This is a genomic window from Stenotrophomonas sp. YJH_SMC_20, from assembly GCF_059367845.1.
Genome location: NZ_JCAFRG010000004.1, coordinates 166,238 through 184,602, shown reverse-complemented (window position 1 = coordinate 184,602; position 18,365 = coordinate 166,238). Strand labels below are relative to the sequence as shown.

At 68.5% G+C, this 18,365-nt stretch carries 18 protein-coding genes; 11 read left to right on the top strand and 7 right to left on the bottom strand.

What is annotated here, in order from left to right:
* The first annotated feature begins 9 nt into the window (after window positions 1-9).
* The 3 genes from AC5P6A_RS09220 to AC5P6A_RS09210 all read left to right on the top strand — a co-directional run bounded on the left by AC5P6A_RS09220 (window position 10) and on the right by AC5P6A_RS09210 (window position 3,869).
* A complete protein-coding gene (locus AC5P6A_RS09220; RefSeq protein ID WP_010482152.1) occupies window positions 10-786 on the top strand; it encodes a DeoR family transcriptional regulator in 777 nt (258 codons plus the stop codon).
* Entirely contained in the window at window positions 783-1,898 is a 1,116-nt protein-coding gene (nagA, locus tag AC5P6A_RS09215; protein ID WP_155030285.1) for an N-acetylglucosamine-6-phosphate deacetylase, read from the top strand. The genes AC5P6A_RS09220 and nagA overlap by 4 nt, the downstream gene beginning before the upstream one ends.
* A gap of 192 nt (window positions 1,899-2,090) precedes the next feature.
* Window positions 2,091-3,869: an MFS transporter gene (locus AC5P6A_RS09210; RefSeq protein WP_346715014.1), complete on the top strand. Its 1,779-nt coding sequence runs from the start codon at window positions 2,091-2,093 to the stop codon at window positions 3,867-3,869.
* 52 nt (window positions 3,870-3,921) lie between these two features.
* Here AC5P6A_RS09210 and AC5P6A_RS09205 read toward each other — a convergent pair whose 3' ends face one another.
* From AC5P6A_RS09205 to AC5P6A_RS09185, 5 genes are all read right to left on the bottom strand, one after another.
* A complete protein-coding gene (locus AC5P6A_RS09205; RefSeq protein WP_180876404.1) occupies window positions 3,922-4,392 on the bottom strand; it encodes a SecDF P1 head subdomain-containing protein in 471 nt (156 codons plus the stop codon).
* Window positions 4,389-4,940, bottom strand: a complete 552-nt coding sequence (locus AC5P6A_RS09200) for an HdeD family acid-resistance protein (RefSeq protein WP_111103902.1) — start codon at window positions 4,938-4,940, stop codon at window positions 4,389-4,391. The genes AC5P6A_RS09205 and AC5P6A_RS09200 overlap by 4 nt, the downstream gene beginning before the upstream one ends.
* A 58-nt stretch (window positions 4,941-4,998) precedes the next feature.
* The gene (locus tag AC5P6A_RS09195) at window positions 4,999-5,694 is read right to left on the bottom strand and encodes a ComF family protein (protein ID WP_346715013.1); all 696 of its coding nucleotides are present in this window, start codon (window positions 5,692-5,694) and stop codon (window positions 4,999-5,001) included.
* A gap of 97 nt (window positions 5,695-5,791) precedes the next feature.
* Window positions 5,792-7,132, bottom strand: coding sequence for a chloride channel protein (locus tag AC5P6A_RS09190; protein WP_058979044.1), 1,341 nt, complete (start codon window positions 7,130-7,132; stop codon window positions 5,792-5,794).
* A gap of 142 nt (window positions 7,133-7,274) precedes the next feature.
* Entirely contained in the window at window positions 7,275-7,592 is a 318-nt protein-coding gene (locus AC5P6A_RS09185) for a hypothetical protein (protein ID WP_111098629.1), read from the bottom strand.
* A gap of 298 nt (window positions 7,593-7,890) precedes the next feature.
* Here AC5P6A_RS09185 and bioB point away from each other — a divergent pair, with 298 nt between their 5' ends.
* The 5 genes from bioB to bioC all read left to right on the top strand — a co-directional run bounded on the left by bioB (window position 7,891) and on the right by bioC (window position 12,728).
* On the top strand, window positions 7,891-8,934 hold the full coding sequence (bioB, locus tag AC5P6A_RS09180) for a biotin synthase BioB (protein ID WP_346715012.1): 1,044 nt from the start codon (window positions 7,891-7,893) through the stop codon (window positions 8,932-8,934).
* Between the two features lie 67 nt (window positions 8,935-9,001).
* Window positions 9,002-10,225 carry an 8-amino-7-oxononanoate synthase gene (gene bioF, locus AC5P6A_RS09175; RefSeq protein ID WP_312546065.1) on the top strand — a complete coding sequence of 408 codons (1,224 nt, stop codon included), beginning with the start codon at window positions 9,002-9,004 and terminating at the stop codon, window positions 10,223-10,225.
* A 17-nt stretch (window positions 10,226-10,242) separates the two neighbouring features.
* The gene (gene bioH / locus AC5P6A_RS09170) at window positions 10,243-11,022 is read left to right on the top strand and encodes a pimeloyl-ACP methyl ester esterase BioH (RefSeq protein ID WP_155030292.1); all 780 of its coding nucleotides are present in this window, start codon (window positions 10,243-10,245) and stop codon (window positions 11,020-11,022) included.
* A gap of 29 nt (window positions 11,023-11,051) precedes the next feature.
* The gene (locus AC5P6A_RS09165) at window positions 11,052-11,831 is read left to right on the top strand and encodes an SDR family oxidoreductase (protein ID WP_155030293.1); all 780 of its coding nucleotides are present in this window, start codon (window positions 11,052-11,054) and stop codon (window positions 11,829-11,831) included.
* A gap of 12 nt (window positions 11,832-11,843) precedes the next feature.
* Window positions 11,844-12,728 carry a malonyl-ACP O-methyltransferase BioC gene (bioC, locus tag AC5P6A_RS09160; RefSeq protein WP_010482174.1) on the top strand — a complete coding sequence of 295 codons (885 nt, stop codon included), beginning with the start codon at window positions 11,844-11,846 and terminating at the stop codon, window positions 12,726-12,728.
* Between the two features lie 222 nt (window positions 12,729-12,950).
* Here the strand turns inward: bioC and AC5P6A_RS09155 are convergent, their stop codons facing one another.
* Entirely contained in the window at window positions 12,951-13,595 is a 645-nt protein-coding gene (locus AC5P6A_RS09155) for a YdcF family protein (RefSeq protein WP_058979308.1), read from the bottom strand.
* Window positions 13,580-14,542 carry a pyridoxal-phosphate dependent enzyme gene (locus AC5P6A_RS09150; RefSeq protein WP_019661647.1) on the bottom strand — a complete coding sequence of 321 codons (963 nt, stop codon included), beginning with the start codon at window positions 14,540-14,542 and terminating at the stop codon, window positions 13,580-13,582. Before AC5P6A_RS09150 ends, AC5P6A_RS09155 begins: the two co-directional genes overlap by 16 nt.
* 159 nt (window positions 14,543-14,701) lie before the next feature.
* Here AC5P6A_RS09150 and AC5P6A_RS09145 point away from each other — a divergent pair, with 159 nt between their 5' ends.
* The 3 genes from AC5P6A_RS09145 (at window position 14,702) to AC5P6A_RS09135 (ending at window position 18,318) form a co-directional block, all read left to right on the top strand.
* A complete protein-coding gene (locus AC5P6A_RS09145; RefSeq protein WP_019661648.1) occupies window positions 14,702-15,181 on the top strand; it encodes a hypothetical protein in 480 nt (159 codons plus the stop codon).
* A 548-nt stretch (window positions 15,182-15,729) separates the two neighbouring features.
* On the top strand, window positions 15,730-17,619 hold the full coding sequence (gene mnmG / locus AC5P6A_RS09140) for a tRNA uridine-5-carboxymethylaminomethyl(34) synthesis enzyme MnmG (RefSeq protein ID WP_308305385.1): 1,890 nt from the start codon (window positions 15,730-15,732) through the stop codon (window positions 17,617-17,619).
* A 168-nt stretch (window positions 17,620-17,787) separates the two neighbouring features.
* The gene (locus tag AC5P6A_RS09135; RefSeq protein WP_019661650.1) at window positions 17,788-18,318 is read left to right on the top strand and encodes a gamma carbonic anhydrase family protein; all 531 of its coding nucleotides are present in this window, start codon (window positions 17,788-17,790) and stop codon (window positions 18,316-18,318) included.
* Window positions 18,319-18,365 lie beyond the last annotated feature (47 nt).

Sequence of the window (18,365 nt, the reverse complement as noted above, 5' to 3'; positions counted from 1 at the left end):
AGAATGGCCATGCGCAACACCCGCTCCCGCCGGCAACAGATCCTGCAGCTGCTGATCGAGCACGGCTCGGTGCAGGTGGCCGATCTGGTCGAGCGCTTCGGCGTGTCGGCGGTGACCATCCGTGCCGACCTGACCCACTTCGAATCGCAGGGCCTGGCCAATCGTACTCACGGCGGCGCCACGCTGGTGCGCACGCCGCCACAGGAACAGGACATCCACGAAAAGGACGCACTGAACCTGCCGCTGAAGGAATCGATCGGCGCGTGTGCCGCGCGCCTGGTGCGGCCCGGTGACAACATCATCATCGACTCCGGCTCGACCACGATGACCCTGGCCCGCCACTTGCGCACCCAGCGCGACGTGACGGTGATGACCAATGGGTTGAACATCGCCTGGGAACTGGCCAACGCGCCCGGCATCAACGTACTGCTGACCGGTGGACTGCTGCGCCAGCAGTCGTTGTCGCTGCAGGGCAGCCAGGCCGAAGCCAGCCTCAACTCCTACAGCTTCGACACCCTGTTCCTGGGCGTGGACGGCCTGGACCTGCAGTTCGGCCTGACCACCCACGATGAAGCCGAAGCCCGCCTCAACCACCGCATGGTCGAGCGCGCGCGCCGCATCGTGGTGCTGACCGACGCCTCCAAGTTCGGCCGCGTCAGCCTGCACCGCATCGCACTTCTCGATCAGATCCACGCCATCATCACCGACGCCGGCATCGACGACGCAACCCGTGAAGGGCTGCAGCGGTTGGGCATCGAGGTGATCATCGCCGAGCCCACTGCATGACCGACACCCGCACCCTGCATGGCCGCATCCTCACGCCGCTGGGTTGGCGGCGTGGCCAGGTCCACTTCGATTCGCACGTGCGCCAGCTGCAGGTGGACGACCACAGCGGCGCCGACGACCTGCAGCTGCCGGTGATCCTGCCCGGCTTCGTCGACCTGCATGTGCATGGCGCGGCCGGCGTGGACCTGATGCAGGGCGGCGACGTGGCACGCACCATCGCCCGCACCCATCTGCGCTTCGGCACCACCACGCTGCTGGCGACCACCATGACCGCCGGGCTGGACGAGATCGAGCACGCGCTGCACGGCGTCGCTGCGGCGATGGCGGCGCCCGATGCCGACGCCGCCAGCATCGTCGGCGTGCATCTGGAAGGACCGTTCATCAGCCCGCAGCGGCTGGGCGCACAGCCCAATCGTACGATCGAGGCGACGGTGGCACTGGTGCAGCAGCTGCACGCGCTGGCGCCGATCCGGGTGATGACACTGGCGCCGGAAATCGGCGAGCACACCGCGCTGATTCCCGCGCTTTCGGCAATGGGCATCCGCGTGCAGCTTGGCCACAGCGCTGGCACTTACGAAGAAGGTGTTGCTGCGCTGCAGGCCGGGGCTTCCGGCTTCACCCATCTGTTCAACGGCATGACCGGCGTCGACCACTACCGGCCTGGCATCGCCGCGGCGGCGCTGGCACATGCGCAGTACGCCGAGATCATTCCCGACCTGCAGCACATCCATCCCGGCGTGATCCGCCTGGCCGCGCGCGCGATTCCGCGCCTGTACGCGGTGACCGACGCGACTGCCGCCACCGGCATGCCCGACGGCGAGTACGCGCTGGGCGAGCAGCGCGTGCACAAGTGCGGCGGCTGCGTGCGCCTGGCCACCGGTTCGCTGGCCGGCAGCGCACTGACCATGGACCAGGCGCTGCGCAACCTGGTGCGTGTGGGACTGGAACTGGCCGATGCCTCGCATCGCGTGTCCACCTTCCCCGCCGATTACCTGGGCCTGGATGATCGCGGCCGCATCGCGCCCGACGCCCGCGCCGACCTGGTGGTGCTGGACGCCGAACTGCGCCTGCAGCAGGTGGTCATTGGTGGGCGCGTGGTCGATCTGACCTGACGCAAGCGATGCGGCCCGGATGCCGCGCGGGCTCCCTGTAGAGCCGAGCCATGCTCGGCTCACCGCGCGAAGCGCGGCATGGGGAACCTCGATATCGGAACGGAAAGCAGCCGAGCATGGCTCGGCTCTACAGAATGCACTCTGCGACGAACCGCCGCCGGGCCTGGCCCGGCGCTACCACAGGAACTGCCGATGACTGCAAGCACCGCCCCGCGCTGGCCCGTACGCTACCTGCTCTTCATCGGCGGCCTGGGGGGCCTGCTGTACGGCATCGACATCGGCATCATCGCCGGTGCCCTGCCCTATCTTGAAGCGACCGCCAGTCACTCCTGGCAGCTCAGCAGCCAGCAGCTCGGCTTCGTGGTGGCGGCCGTACTGCTGGGCAGCGTGCTGTCCTCGCTGTTCGCCGGCATGATCGCCGACCTGATTGGCCGCCGCGGCGCGATGCTGCTGGCCGGCCTGCTGTTCACCGCCTCGATTCCGATCATGGCGCTGGCCTCGGGCTACACGCCGCTGCTGCTCGGGCGGCTGCTGCAGGGGATCAGTGGCGGCCTGATCGGCGTGGTGATTCCGCTGTACCTGGCCGAAGTGCTCAGCCCCGAGCGGCGTGGACGCGGTGCGGCGATGTTCCAGCTGCTGCTGACCATCGGCCTGGTGCTGGCCGCGCTGATCGGCCTGTACCACGCCCATGCGGTGGATGCCGCCGCCGAGGCCGTGCGCTCGCTGCCGGTCGCGCAGCAGGCGCAGGAACTGTTCACGGTGAAGGACCACGCCTGGCGCACCATCTTCTGGAGTTGTCTGGCGCCAGGCCTGCTGTTCTGCGCCGGTATCTTCTGGCTGTCCGAATCGCCACGCTGGCTGGTGCGCCGCGGCCGCATCGCTGAAGCCCGGCGCAGCCTTGAGCGCGTCCTCCCCGCCGCAGAGGTTGAGCCCACGCTGGCCCAGATCCAGGCGCCGGAATCGAGCAGCAGCGATGGCAAGCGCGACCCGCTGCTCAGCCGCCGCTACGTGGTGCCGTTCGTGCTGGCCTGCGTGGTGCTGGCCTGCACCCAGGCCACCGGCATCAATTCGGTGCTGGCCTACGCGGTGAACATCCTCAACCAGGCCGGCCTGTCCGGCTCGGTGGCCAACGGCGCCGACGTGGCGATCAAGCTGCTGAATGCGGTGATGACCGTGGTCGCGCTGCTGCTGGTCGACCGCAAGGGCCGCAAATTCCTGCTGATGCTCGGCAGCGGCGGCATCTGCGTGGCCCTGCTGGGCGCGGCCACGCTGTTCTTCCAGGCCGAACGCGGCCGTACCGACGTGCAGCCGCAACTGCAGGCAGCGGTCAGCGGCGACGGCCCGCGGCTGGTGCTGGATGATGCGCAGTGGCAGCGCCTCGGCGCTGGCATCGACAGCGAAGGCCGGCCGCTGCAACTGACCGTGTCGTATGCCTACGGCGACTTCACCAATGTGCGCGCCCTGCGCAGCGACAACCTGACCGACCGCGAGCTGCGCATCGAGCGTGCCGGCACCGTGCAGCCGGACAGCGTGATCGGTGCGTTCTTCCGCAAACTCCACCTGAATCCATTTGCCGACCCGGCCAGTGCCAGCCAGGCGCCATTGCGCATCGAGCAGGCCCGCATTGGCCCGGTGCCGCCACCGGCACACGGCTGGGCGGTGGCCACCTGCATCCTGGTGTTCGTCGCGTTCTTCGCCGTCGGCCCCGGCGTGTGCGTGTGGCTGGCACTGTCGGAGCTGATGCCGAACCGCATCCGCTCCAACGGCATGAGCATCGCGCTGCTGATCAACCAGTTCGTCTCAACCACCATCGCCGCGATCTTCCTGCCCACGGTGGGCCACTACGGCTACGCCAGCATGTTCGTGTTCTGGGCGGCGTGCACCTTCGTGTTCTTCCTGGTGGCCGCATTCTGGCTGCCGGAGACCAAGGGCAAGTCGCTGGAAGAGATCGAGGCACGGTTCGCCCGGTAGCGGTCGACCTTGGTCGACCTCCATGCGCAGCGTGGGGGTGTTGGCACGTCCGTCAGTCGCCCGTGATGTGCTTGGCCAGCGCCTGCGCCTCGGCAACGCTGGGCAACCCGCTCAGCATCATCGATTCGCCGAACGGTCCCTGCACCGTCGCCACCATCAGCACGCGGCCATCCACGCTGATCGCCGCTCGCTGACCGACCAGTGCTGCCGTGCCATCGTGGATGCGCTGGTGCGCTTCGTGTCGAAACCGGATCTGCAGGCCCGGCTGCTTGGCCTCGTCCAGCACGTAGCGCACATCGGCGATGTCGGCGCTGCCAGCGATCGGCGGCTCGCGCAGGGCGAGCGTTTCGCCCTGCCACTGCGCCTGCCTGCCCTTGCCGTCCGCATCGACCGCGCTCAGGCGGACATCCACATCCGCGCGCGGCGCATGATCCTTGCCTGCCAGCGCACCGGGCGTGGCACCCGGCATGCATCCGGCCAGCACCAGCGCTGCGCCCAGCAGGAACGGAAACGCGCCCCTCACTTCAGCTTCCGCAGCTTGAATGCCACCAGTACCTGCAGCAGCCCATACAGCAGGCTGCCGATGCCGATCCACAGCGTGGTCACCGCCACGCCTGCGTACGGGTTGGCCGCAAACAGCAGGCCCAGCACCACCGCAAGCACACCACTGAGTATCAGCAACCACTCGCCCTGGATCTGCTTGCGCACGCGGATCGCGAGCACGATGCGATAGATGCCCGCCACCAGCAGCCACGCTGCGAGGAACAACACCAGCACGCTGGCGGTGGCCAGCGGGTTGATCACCGCCAGGATGCCGAAGCCCAGCGAGGCGATGGCATACAGCGCCAGCCACCCACGCGAGGCACCACTGCCGCCGCTGATCAGTGCGAACAGGCTGATGACGCCTTCAACGATGGCCATCACGCCCAGTGTCCACGCCAGCGCCATCGCTGCGGACAAGGGCCAGCCGATGGCAACGATGCCAAAACCCAGTGCGACAAGCCCGTACAGCAGCAGGATCCACCAGCTGCGGCCAACCGCCGACAGCAAGGGAGACAAGGGGGAATTCATGACCACTCCTTCGATCCGGAACCGGCCTCATCCTAGCCCCTGTGGATGAAGAGGGCGATCACGGCGCCCGCGCGCAGACCCACACGCGCACCTCCGCAGCGCCCACCAGGCGCAGCGTCTCGGCAACCTCCATCACCGTGCTGCCGGTGGTCATCACATCATCGACCACGGTCAGCCGCGTTGGCACCAATCCACGCACATCGAACGCATCGAACAGATTTTCCCTGCGCTGTTCGGCCGTGCGCTCGGACTGCGGCGCGGTGTGGCGCCGCCGGTACAGCCCCTGCCAGACCGGCATCGGCAGCAGCCGGCACAGCTCGCCCGCCTGGTTGTAGCCGCGCTGGCGCAGCCGGCGATTGTGCAGCGGCACCGGCACCAGCGGTGGACACCACCACGGCGGCGGTGCGCGCTGCATCAGCTGCGCGAGCAGGCGTCCGGCTGCGAGATCCTGATGGAACTTGTAGCGGACCAGCAACTGGTCGACCGGTGGCAGGTACAGCAGGCTGGCGTGGGTAGCCGTCTGTGGCGGTACCTCCTCGCGGCAGCTGCCACAGACGATCAACGCGGTGTCGGGCAACGGCAACGCGCAGCGCAGGCAGGCACGGCCTGCCCAGGGCAGATCGGCCAAGCAAGCGCAGCACAGATCAAGATCATCGTGGCCCGGGTCGCCGCAGACCAGGCAGCGGAGCGGTAGCAGCACACCAAGCAGTGCGCGCGAGACACGGGTTGCCGAACGCAGGAGATCAGTACGCATCACCCAATACTTGATGGCGCACGCCGCGTGCGGCCATCGGCGAAGCACCGATTGCAGTGTCGGAACTGCCCTCAACTGCGACGGGGGCCGCCGCCCGTCAGGAAAGGCGTTCACCCTGTCCGGTCGCCGGTGGCGTAGCGGCGGGCCCGATCAACAACTCCGCCAGCCCGCGATAGATCGGCACCCTGCACACCAGCCCGGACACGCCACGCGCGATCAGCACCGTGGCCAGTATCGGCAGCAGCAGGTCGCCGCTGTCGGTCAGTTCCAGCGAGATCACCGCCGACGTCAGCGGGGCCTGGGTAACGCCGGTCAGGTAAGCACACATGCCCAGCAGCACGAACGCGCGCGGGTCCACGCCCGGCATCAGCACTGCCAGGTTGTGGCCGAGTCCAGCGCCGACCGCCAACGCCGGCGAGAACAGGCCGCCGGGAATGCCCGCCACGTACGAGGCCAGATTGGCCAGCAGCTTCATCAACCCGAACTCGTGGCCGACCAGCGCCTGCCCCTGCACCAGGCTGCGCGCCTGCTCGTAGCCGGTGCCGAACGCGCCTTCACCGAAGACCAGGGCGAGCAGTACCACCGCCATGCCGCAGCCTGCGGCCAGCAGCACCGGATGCCGCTGCCGCAGTTGCCCGAGCCAACGCGGGCGGCCCGCCGCACTGGCCAGCACCGCACGCGCGAACAGGCCGCCCAGCAGCCCTGCCACCACGCCGCAAAGCAGGATGGCCAGCCAGCCCTGGCCGAGTGGCAGGCGTGCACTCACATGGCCGAAGTAGGTGTAGTTGCCGAGCAGGCCCAGCGACACCACGCCGCCGACGATCACTGCGGTCAGCAGGGTGCCTGAGAAACGATGCTCGAAGCGGCCGCTGAGCTCCTCGATGGCGAAGACGATACCGGCCAGCGGCGTGTTGAAGGCCGCCGCGATACCCGCCGCACCACCGGCCAGCAGGAAGTGCGAGAGCTCGCGGGGATCCTTGAAACCGAACCAGCGGCCGAACAGATACATCAGGCTTGCGCCTACGTGCACGGTGGGCCCCTCGCGCCCGACCGATGCGCCCCCCAGCAGCGACAGCGAGGTCAGCAGCAGCTTGCCGGCCGAAACCGCTGGGGAAAGGTTGGTTTTCCGGAACGGCTCATCGGCCTTGTCCAGCGCAGCGATGACCTGCGGAATGCCGCTGCCCCGCGTGGGCTTCAGCACGCCGGAAGTGAGCCACGCCAGCAGCGCGAAGATGCCGGGCGTGAGCAGCAGGGCCCACCATGGCGAGTGTGACGTGATGCGCTGGAACAGATGGAAGGCCGCATCGCTGGCCTTGGCGAACAGGATGGCCACCAGCGCCACGGCCACGGCGCCGCCCCAGAGCGCGGCGCGGCGGCGCCAGGCTTCGCTGAGAACCAGCGCGGTGATGCGGCCGCGGAGGCGATGGAGATCGGTCATGAGTCAAAGTCTGCGCGCCAGCGCTTTGGTTAGACAGCGGCCACTGTGGCCGAAGGCCTTGCAGGATGCGGTGAAATGCACGTATGCCGCCAGAAGAGCGTCCTGAACTCGGGCAGATGCAGCGATCTGCGAGATCTGATGCTCAGATCACCAAACGATGGAGAATGTGGGTCAGCGTCAGCTGAGAACAGCCTTGGTTCGGCAACACACCATCCTCTCCCGGCGTGCCCATCTCGAATCCTTCCTCAACGTCCTCGTAGTACAGCAACCCGTCGGGCAGCTGTGCGACCGCCCAGACCCACTCAATCATGCCCAGCCTGTGCAACCGAACCGCATGGAATGGCACGCGCAGGGATTCGAAGGTGGCTCGTTGGACAGGTGAGCAATCCTGCAACTGCCGTGCGACCAGGGTTTCCAGTTCTTCCCGGGTGATCGGCTGCCAGTTGTCCGGATTGTCCATTGCAGCGCTGCCCGATTGAACGTGTGTGCTTGAGGTTACGTCCAACGCGCTGCGCGGGTCGATCCTGACGATGTTCGGGCCAAGCTCACCGCGCAGGCTGCCCCCGCTCCCGGCCCGAGGACGGGGTTCGCCGCGGCAGCAGCGATGCCCGCAATCGATGCAGCGCCATGGCCATCGCTTGTATGGGATTCCATTCCAGTCACGGCCAAGTAAACCAAAACATCAAACTAAAAGTTGACAGCCCGTGCCCCCCCAACCACACTGCCGCCCTTGCTCCATTCGTACCCAAGGCCCCGCCATGGCTGCTGCCATCCGCCACGACTGGCATCACGACGAACTGCAGGCGCTGTTCGATCTGCCGTTTCCCGAGCTGCTGTTCCGCGCCGCCGCGGTGCACCGCGAGCACTTCGATCCGGCGCAGGTGCAGGTGTCCACGCTGTTGTCGGTGAAGACCGGAGGCTGCCCGGAAGACTGCGCGTACTGCCCGCAGGCGCAGCGCTACAGCACCGGGGTGAATGCGCAGAAGCTGATGGAGACCGATGCGGTGCTGGCCAAGGCGCGCCAGGCCAAGGCCGCCGGTGCGTCGCGCTTCTGCATGGGTGCCGCATGGCGTTCACCGAAGGATCGCGACATTCCGAAGGTGGCGGCGATGATCGCCGGGGTGAAGGCACTGGGCCTGGAGACCTGCGCCACGCTGGGCATGCTCAGCGGCGAGCAGGCACGTGCGCTGAAGGACGCCGGCCTGGACTACTACAACCACAACCTCGACACCGCGCCGGACTACTACGATTCGATCATCCACACGCGCCAGTACCAGGACCGCCTGGATACGCTGGAACACGTGCGCGATGCCGGCCTGAAGACCTGCTGCGGCGGCATCGTCGGCATGGGCGAGACGCGCGCGCAGCGCGTTGGCCTGCTGCTGGCGCTGGCCACGCTGCCGGCGCATCCGGATTCGGTGCCGATCAACAAGCTGGTGCAGGTGGCAGGTACGCCGCTGCATGGCAGCGCCGAACTGGACCCATTCGAGTTCGTGCGCATGATCGCGGTGGCCCGCATCGCCATGCCGCGCTCGATGGTGCGGCTGTCGGCCGGGCGCGAGGCGATGAGTGACGAACTGCAGGCGCTGTGTTTCCTGGCCGGCGCCAACTCCATCTTCTACGGCGACAAGCTGCTGACCACCGGCAACCCGGAAAGCGAGCGCGATCTGGCGCTGTTCGCACGGCTGGGGCTACAGCCGATGGCGGTGCAGGGGGATGCCGAAGGCCACGACCACGGCGGTACCGTGCACGCCGATATCAGTGCCGATACGCCCGGCTGTGGCTGCGCTCACGCGGCCTGAGACGGGCCGCAAGCAGGCGCCGCGGCAACGCGCTACCCTAGCCGCCCCGTCGACGCATTCAGCCACCATGGCCCGCCCCGACCTGACCGCCCGCCTCCACGCCCAGCGCGCTCTGCGCGATGCCCAAGGCCGTCGCCGCCCGCGACGCATGGTCACCCGTCGTGATGGCGTGCGCCTGGAAGTGGACGGCCAGTGGCTGACCGGCTTCTGCAGCAACGACTACCTGGGCCTGGCCCAGCAGTTCAGCGTGGTCAACGCGCTGCAGGACGCCGCCGCACGCGAAGGCGCTGGCGCCGGTGCCTCGCACCTGGTCTGCGGCCATCATGCCCTGCATGAGGCGCTGGAACGCGAGGTGGCCGAGTGGCTGGGCTATCCGCGTGCGCTGCTGTTCGGCAGTGGCTTCGCCGCCAATCTGGCGGTACAGCAGGCACTGCTGAGCGAAGAGAACGATGTCTGCGTACAGGACAAGCTCAACCACGCCAGCCTCCTTGATGCCACCCGGCTGGCCGGTGCGCGCCTGCGCCGCTACCCGCACCTGGATGCGGAAGGCGCGATGCGCCAGCTCAAGCACGCGCCCGACGGCGCGGCAATGCTGGCCACCGATGGTGTCTTCAGCATGGACGGCGACATCGCACCGCTGCGTGCATTGTCGCTTGTGGCACGCCTGCAACAGGCGCTGTTCTATGTGGATGATGCGCACGGTGTAGGCGTGGTCGGTGATGGCCGTGGTGCCGTGGCCGCCGCCGGACTGGGCGTGGACGACGTACCGCTGCAGCTGGTCACGCTGGGCAAGGCACTGGGCGGTTCCGGTGCGCTGGTGCTGGGCCGCGACGACCTGATCGAGCATCTGGCCGAAACCGCGCGCCCGTACATCTACACCACCGCCGTGCCACCGGCGATGGCCGCTGCTGCGCTTGAAGCAGTGCGCCTGGCGCGCCGCGACCACTGGCGTCGCACAAAGCTGACCGACCTGATCGCGCTGTTCCGCACTGAAGCGCGTCGCCATGGCCTGGACCTGATGGCTTCGGAAACACCGATCCAGCCGCTGCTGTTCGGCGATGACCGCACCGCCGTGGCGATGTCCACGGCGCTGGAACAGGCCGGCTGGCTGGTCGGTGCAATCCGCCCGCCGACTGTGCCGGAAGGCAAGGCACGCCTGCGCGTGACACTGTCCGCGCTGCATACGCCGGAACAGGTGCGCGGCCTGGTGGAGGCTATCGCCAGCGCGCGCGATCGCGTGACCCTGGCCGTGCGTGAAGCCGCGCCACCGCCGCTGCCCGCTTTTGCCTGAGTTCCGTGTCGTTGCCCATGCATATTGACGTCACCGGCCGTGGGCCGGACCTGGTACTGATCCACGGCTGGGCCCTGCAGGGCGGTGTATTCGCGCCGCTGGTGCAGCGCCTGGCGGACCAGTTCACCCTGCACCTGGTCGACCTGCCCGGCCATGGCCACAGCCGCGAGGACACCACGCCGCTGCGCCTGCCGTTCGTGGTCAGTGCCATTGCCGCGGCCACACCCCCGGCGGTGTGGTGCGGCTGGTCGCTGGGCGGCCTGTTCGCGCTGCACGCTGCCGCGACGCTGCCGAAGGTGCGCGGGCTGGCGATGATCGCGGCCACGCCACGCTTCGTGCGTGGCGAAGACTGGCCGCATGCAGTGGAACCGGCGGTGTTCGAGCAGTTCGGGCGCGAGCTGGCCACCGACTTCGCCGGCACCCTGGAACGCTTCCTCGCGCTGGACGTGATGGGCTCGGCACACGCCCGCGAGGAGCTGCGCGTCCTGCGGCAGCGCCTGGTCGAGCGCGGTGCGCCCACCGAACGCGCCCTGCTGGAAGGCCTGCGCCTGCTCGAAAGCACCGATCTGCGCGGCGCGCTGCCGACGCTGGGCAAGCCCAGCCTGTGGATCGCCGGCCAGCGAGACCGGTTGGTGTCTCCGGTGGCGATGCAGGCCGCCGCAGCGCTGGCCCCGGGCGCGCAGGCGCTGACGATCGCCCATGGTGGACATGCGCCTTTCCTCGGCCATGCCGATGAGGTGGCCGCCGCCCTGCAACACTTCGTTGCCGGCCTGTCACCGGCCGATGGCGGACAATGAGCCCCCTCCGAATTCCGCAGGATTGACGCATGGATCTGGGTATCAACGGCCGCTGGGCACTGGTCTGCGGCGCAAGCAAGGGCTTGGGCCTGGGCTGCGCGCGTGCGCTGGTGCGCGAGGGCGTCAACGTGGTGATCGTGGCTCGTGGCGAGGAGGCACTGCAGGTTGCCGCCGCAGGGCTGAGCGCCCTGCCCGGTGCCGGTGAGGTGCGCGCCGTCGCCGCCGACGTCACCACCGAGGCCGGCCGCACTGCGGCGCTGGCCGCCTGCCCGCAGGTGGACATCCTGGTCAACAATGCCGGTGGTCCGCCGCCCGGTGATTTCCGCAATTTCGAACGCGACGACTGGATTGCCGCGCTGGACGCCAACATGCTGGCGCCGATCGCGCTGATCCGCGCCACCGTCGACGCGATGATCGAGCGCGGCTTCGGCCGCATCGTCAACATCACATCGTCGGCGGTGAAAGCCCCGATCGACATCCTGGCGTTGTCCAACGGCGCGCGCAGTGGCCTGACCGGTTTCGTCGCCGGCCTGGCGCGCCGCACGGTGGCCCACAACGTCACCATCAACAATCTGCTGCCCGGCCAGTTCGACACCGACCGCCTGCGCGCCAACTTCGCCCACAGTGCGGGCAAGGACGGCGATGCCGGCGAAGTCGCCGAACGCCGCCGCCAGCAGATTCCCGCCGGCCGCTTCGGCACGCCTGACGAATTCGGCGCCGCCTGCGCCTTCCTGTGCAGTGCACAGGCCGGTTACCTCACCGGACAGAACCTGCTGATCGACGGCGGCGCCTACCCCGGTACGTTCTAAGAGACTTTCGCAATGCCGTCCCACTTCGATGCCCGCCATGTCCGCCGCGCGTTCGCGCGTGCCGCCAGCAGCTATGACGCCGCTGCCGCCCTGCAGCGCGAGGTGCAGTCGCGGCTGATCGAATCGCTGGACTACCTGGAGGCACGCAAGCCCGAGGTGGTGCTGGACATCGGTGCCGGCACCGGCCACGCCAGCGCGTTGATGAAGAAGCGCTGGCCGAAGGCGCAGGTGATCGCGCTGGACGTGGCGCTGCCGATGCTGGACCAGGCCAAGCGCCAGGCCGGCTGGTGGAAGCCGTTCCAGCGCCTGTGCGGCGACGCCGCCGCATTGCCGTTGGCGGACAACAGCGTGGATGTGATCTTCAGCAACCTGTGCCTGCAGTGGGTGGACGACCTGCCGGCGGTGTTCGCAGGCTTCCGTCGCGTGCTCAAGCCCGGTGGCCTGCTGCTGTGTTCCACCTTCGGCCCGGAAACCCTGATCGAACTCAACGAAGCCTTCGCGGCCGCCGATGACCGCCCGCACGTGAGCCGCTTTGCACAGATCGCCCAGTTCGGCGATGCGTTGATGATGGCGGGCTTCCGCGACCCGGTGCTGGACCGCGATCTGTTCACCCTGACCTACGACGACCTGCCCTCGTTGATGCGCGAACTGCGCGCGATGGGCGCGACCAACGCGCGGGTGGACCGCCGCCACACACTGACCGGGCGTAGCCGTTTCGCGGCGGCGGCAGCGGCGTATGAACCGATGCGGCGCGCCGACGGCAAGCTGCCCAGCAGCTGGGAAGTGATCTATGCCCACGCCTGGGCACCGGACCCGGGCGCACCGATCCGCGAAGGCGGGCATGACGTGGCCTCGGTGCCGGTGTCGGCGATTCCGATCCGGCGCAAGCAGACCTGATCGTCTGGTAGTGCCGGCCGCTGGCCGGCAACCTCACGATTCCATGGTGGGCATCTGCCGTCCAGCGGCCGGCACTACCAAATGCGACGCCATACGCGAATCGCTCTGGTGGGTGCCGACCTTGGTCGGCACAGTGCCGGCAACCTCACGATTCCATGGTGGGCGTCTGCCGGCCAGCGGCCGGCACTACCGCATGGCACCCGCCCAAATCAGGTTTCCGCCTCAGGTATTGGCCGGCGAGCTCAGCGGCGGGCGCACCAGGTCGCGGTGGAAGAAGTAGATTTCCTGCACCAGGAAGCGCCAGCTGGTGTGGAAGCTGCGGAAGCGCGTGCTGGGCGTGGACGAGGCCAGCGCATCGATGCCCAGCGCCTTGCTCAGGCGCAGCGCGCGCGCCATGTGCAGCGGGTCGCTGACGATGATCACCCGGTGCAGGTCGCGCTGGTCCATCAGTCGCTTGGCTTCCACCAGGTTCTGCACGGTGTTGCGTGACGCGGTCTCGATCAGGATCGCATCGTCCGGCACGCCATGCTTCAGCGCATAGCGCCGCGCCACCTGCGATTCGGAGAAGCGCGCACCGGTGCCGCCATAGCCGCCGGTGAAGATCAGCAGCGGCGCGTACTGGGCCTCGTACAGGTCTAGTCCATGCCGGATACGTTCTTCGAACACCGGCGATGGCTTGGCGTCATAGGCGGCCGCACCGAGCACGATGATGGCGTCGGCCTTGGCGGCCTGGTCGCGCTCACCGACCCAGACGATCCAGGCGGTCACGCCCAGCAGCCAGACCACCAGCAGCACGAACAGCCGCCACAGCCAGCCCAGCAGGCCGGTGCGGGGCCGGTGCCGGTCGCGGCTCATGGCGCGCCCCAGCGCAGCGCAGGCAGGTCGACATTGCCACCAGACAGCACCAGGCCCACGCGCAGGCCGGCGAAGCGCTGTGGCTGTGCCAGCACGGCAGCGAGCACGGTGGCCGACGACGGCTCGACCACCTGCTTGAGCACCTCCCACAGCAGGCGCATCGCCGCCATCGTCGCGGTGTCATCAACCACGATCACCTCGGCACCTGCCGCGCGCAGCAGTTCGAAATTCGGCGCGCCGATCAGGGTACGCAGTCCATCGCAGATCGTGTCCGGGGCGAACGCGCCCTGGCGCTCGCCAGCGGCCAGCGAGCGCGCGGTATCGTCGGCTCCGGCTGGCTCGGCCAGCACCAGGCGGGTCTGCGGGCTGGCGTGCTGCAGGGCCAGCGCGGTGCCGCTGGCCAGGCCACCGCCGCCGACCGGCACGACCAGCACGTCGAACGGGCCGTCGCTGTGCAGCAGCTCCAGCGCGGCGGTGCCCTGCCCCGCCATCACCGCCGGGTCGGTGTATGGATGGACGAGAGTCGCGCCGGTATCGGCCTGCACTTTGGCGCAGGCGGCCTCACGATCGGCGGTGGTCGGCGGGCAGCGCCAGAGGGTGGCGCCATGGCGCGCGATGTTGGCCAGCTTGGCCGCCACCGCGCCTTCCGGCACCACCACGTGACAGGGAATGCCACGCGTGCGCGCGGCCAGCGCCAAGGCGGCGCCGTGGTTGCCGGAGGAGTGCGTGACCACGCCGGCACTGGCGCGATCGGCCTCCAGCGCCCACACCGCGTTGCAGGCACCACGGAACTTGAATGCGCCGCCGCGCTGCAGGTGCTCGGCCTTGAACGCGAGTTGCGCGCCGGCCAGCGCATCAAGCATGCGCGAGCGCAGTACCGGGGTCACGCTGGCATGCGGGGCAATCCTCGCCGCAGCAAGCAGGACGTCATCGGCGCGGGGCAACAGTGAATCGCTCATGACGCAAGATTAACGTATGGCTTCGCGCTGGCGACCGGGGCGCAGGTCATGCCAGCATGCAGGCCTACGCCTCCATTCATCCTGGCCGGCAGAATTAAGGGCCGATTCAACGCTGGCGCCCGAAGCTGACTGCACACCCGTCCTCTGGGGGGACCCACCATGAAAATGCGCCTGATGCTTGCCGGTGGCCTGTTGCTGGCCCTGACCGGCTGCACCACCTACGACTATGTCGGCGGCGGCCGCAGCGGCAGCTACTACCACGGTGCGCCGTCGGTGGAGTACCGCTACCCGGCCGGCTATCCCTACAACTACGGCCCCTACTACGGTGGCTATGGCGGCTACTACGGCGGCTACGGCAACCCGTATTACTCGCGCCCGATCTACCGCCCGCCGCACAACCATCGCCCGCCGCCGCGCCCGGGCAATGGTGGCGAGCACCGTCCGCCGCCGCCGTCGCGACCGTCGTACAACGGTGGTTCGCCGTGGCGGAACATGGACTCGATGCGCCGCCCGCCGCAGTCAAACGCACAGCCGCCGGCGCCCCAGGCCCGTCCGGCACCGGCACCGAGTGCGCCGAGGATGAACGGTTCCCCCTGGCGCAACATGGATCGTGCGACGCAGCGCACAGTTGAGCGCTGAACCGTCTTGCATTTCACACGGTCTAAGCTGCACTCTACGCGGACAGTGACGGCCCGCGTCACAAAGTGACAAAAACGACACGGGCCGCCGCAAAAAGCTCTACGTCGATATCCGACAGGAACATCTGGATCCCCCCTGTTCCGGCCCTGTCGGATGTCGGCACCTCTGAAGGCAGACGGCCCCGCAATGCGGGGCCGTTTGTTTTGTCAGGTCGCCAACCGGCGAAAGCCCCAGCTTCAGTAGATCCACGCCATGCGTGGATGGCGCCTTCCCGACAACCCCAAAAAAACAGGGCCGGACAGTCCCCCGACTGCCGGCCCTCTGCTCCCCCACCGTGCGCCTGTACCGGCCCCTGTTCCAATTCCGGTCACGGGCGCCTACGGCGCCAGCCACGATGGGTGCTATTGGGTTATCTGCAAAAATCCTGCCAACTTTAGGGCCGATTTCGCCACCAACTGGCCGGCGCCGGCGTCCGGACCCCGAATGGCGCTAAAATCGCCACCCCGGCGCCGCCCCCGGCCGCGCCTGCCCCAAGCTGAACAGCCCCCATGAACCCGTCCTTCCATCGTTACGACGTCATCGTCATCGGCGGTGGCCACGCCGGCACCGAAGCCGCGCTGGCCGCGGCCCGCACCGGCGTGCGCACCCTGCTGCTGACCCACAACATCGAAACCGTGGGTGCGATGAGCTGCAACCCGGCCATCGGCGGCATCGGCAAGGGCCACCTGGTCAAGGAAATCGACGCGCTCGGCGGTGCGATGGCGCATGCCGCCGACCGCGCCGGCATCCAGTGGCGCACCCTCAACGCCTCCAAGGGCCCGGCCGTGCGCGCCACCCGCTGCCAGGCCGACCGCAACCTGTACCGCATGGCGATCCGCGCCATCGTCGAAGGCCAGGCCAACCTGACCGTGTTCCAGGCGGCCGTCGATGACCTGGTCATCGAAGGCGACGCCGTGCGCGGGGTCATCACCCAGACCGGCCTGCGCTTCGACGCCGAGGCCGTGGTGCTGACCGCCGGCACCTTCCTGGCCGGCAAGATCCATGTCGGCCCGACCCAGTACGCCGCCGGCCGCATGGGCGACCCGCCGGCCACCACGCTGGCCGCGCGCCTGCGCGAGCGCCCGTTCCAGGTGGACCGCCTGAAGACCGGCACGCCGCCGCGCATCGACGGCCGCTCGCTGGACTACAGCGTGATGGATGAGCAGCCCGGCGACTCGCCGCGCCCGGTGATGTCCTTCCTCGGTTCGGTGGACGAGCATCCGCAGCAGGTCAGCTGCTGGATCACCCACACCACCGAACAGACCCACCAGATCATCCGCGACGCGCTGCACCGCTCACCGCTGTACAGCGGCCAGATCGAGGGCATCGGCCCGCGCTACTGCCCGTCCATCGAGGACAAGGTGGTGCGCTTTGCCGAGAAGGCCAGCCACCAGATCTTCGTCGAACCCGAAGGCCTGGGCATCGTCGAGATCTACCCCAACGGCATCTCCACCTCGCTGCCGTTCGACGTGCAGCTGGAGATGGTGCGCAGCATCCGCGGTTTCGGCAACGCGCATATCACCCGCCCGGGCTACGCGATCGAGTACGACTTCTTTGATCCACGCGGGTTGAAGGCTTCGCTGGAAACCAAGCTGGTCAACGGCCTGTTCTTCGCCGGCCAGATCAACGGCACCACCGGCTATGAAGAAGCCGCCGCGCAAGGCCTGTTGGCCGGCCTCAACGCTGCACGCCAGGTGCGCGGACTGGACGGCTGGTGCCCGCGCCGCGACGAGGCGTACCTGGGCGTGCTGGTGGATGACCTGATCACTCACGGTACCAACGAGCCCTACCGCATGTTCACCAGCCGCGCCGAGTACCGCCTGCAGCTGCGCGAGGACAATGCCGACCAGCGCCTGACGCCGGCCGGCCGCGAGATGGGCCTGGTGGATGACCGCCGCTGGAACGCGTTCGAGACCAAGCAGGCCGCTGTTGCTGCCGAACGCGCACGCTTGGGCGCGCTGTGGGCAACCCCGGCCAATGCGCTGGGCCGCGAAGTGCAGGACACGCTGGGTGTGGCGGTCAGCCGCGAGACCAGCGTGCTGGACCTGATCAAGCGCCCCGAGCTGGATTACGCGCAGCTGATGCAGGTGCCATCGCTGGGCCCGGCGGTAGCCGACGCCAAAGTGGCCGAGCAGGTGGAGATCGGCGTGAAGTACGCCGGCTATCTGGATCGCCAGCGCGAGGAAATCGAGCGCCAGCAGCGGCACGAAGCCACGCCGATCGCTGAAGCCTTCGATTACGCGACGGTGCGCGGGCTGTCGGCCGAAGCACTGCAGAAGCTGGAGCGCGTGCGCCCGCAGACCATCGGCCAGGCGCAGCGCATTCCGGGCATGACCCCGGCGGCAATCTCGCTGCTGCTGGTGCACCTGGAGCGTGCACGCCGCGGCCGCGTGGCGTAACGCGGGATCGGTGGATGCCATCCACCAATGCGGCGCGCGATCCGTTCTGGCAGGTGTCGACCTTGGTCGACACGGATGCATGAGGCATTCCGGCAGTTGCGGGTGGCGGGGTCGCCATTGGCCGAGCGCGTATCATCGTCGCGGACGCCCTGATTTCCGGAGACATCGATGAACCCGCTGCGCCCCTTCCGCGACAAGATGCCCGTCCTCGGCGAGCGCGTGTACATCGACCCGTCGTGCACGATCATCGGTGACGTGGAGCTGGGCGAGGACGTCTCGGTGTGGCCGGGCACGATCATCCGCGGTGACGTCAACTACGTGCGCATCGGCGCACGCACCAACGTGCAGGACGGCACCATCATCCACGTCAGCCACCACAGCCCCTACAACAAGGCCGGCTACCCGACCCTGATCGGCGAAGGCGTGACCGTCGGCCACGGCTGCATCATCCACGCCTGCACCATCGGTGATTACAGCCTGATTGGCATGGGTGCCTGCATCCTCGACGGCGCGCGGGTCGAGCGCCATGGCTTCGTCGGCGCCGGTGCCGTGGTCGGCCCGGGCAAGGTGGTCGGCGAAGGCGAGCTGTGGGTGGGCAACCCGGCCCGCCCGGCACGCACGCTGAGCGACAAGGAAATCGAGGCGCTGCATTACTCGGCCGACCACTACGTGCGGCTGAAGGACGAATACCTGGGCTGAGCGGCCAACGCCGCCATGCGGCTCTGCTAAAGTCTGGGCCCGACCAG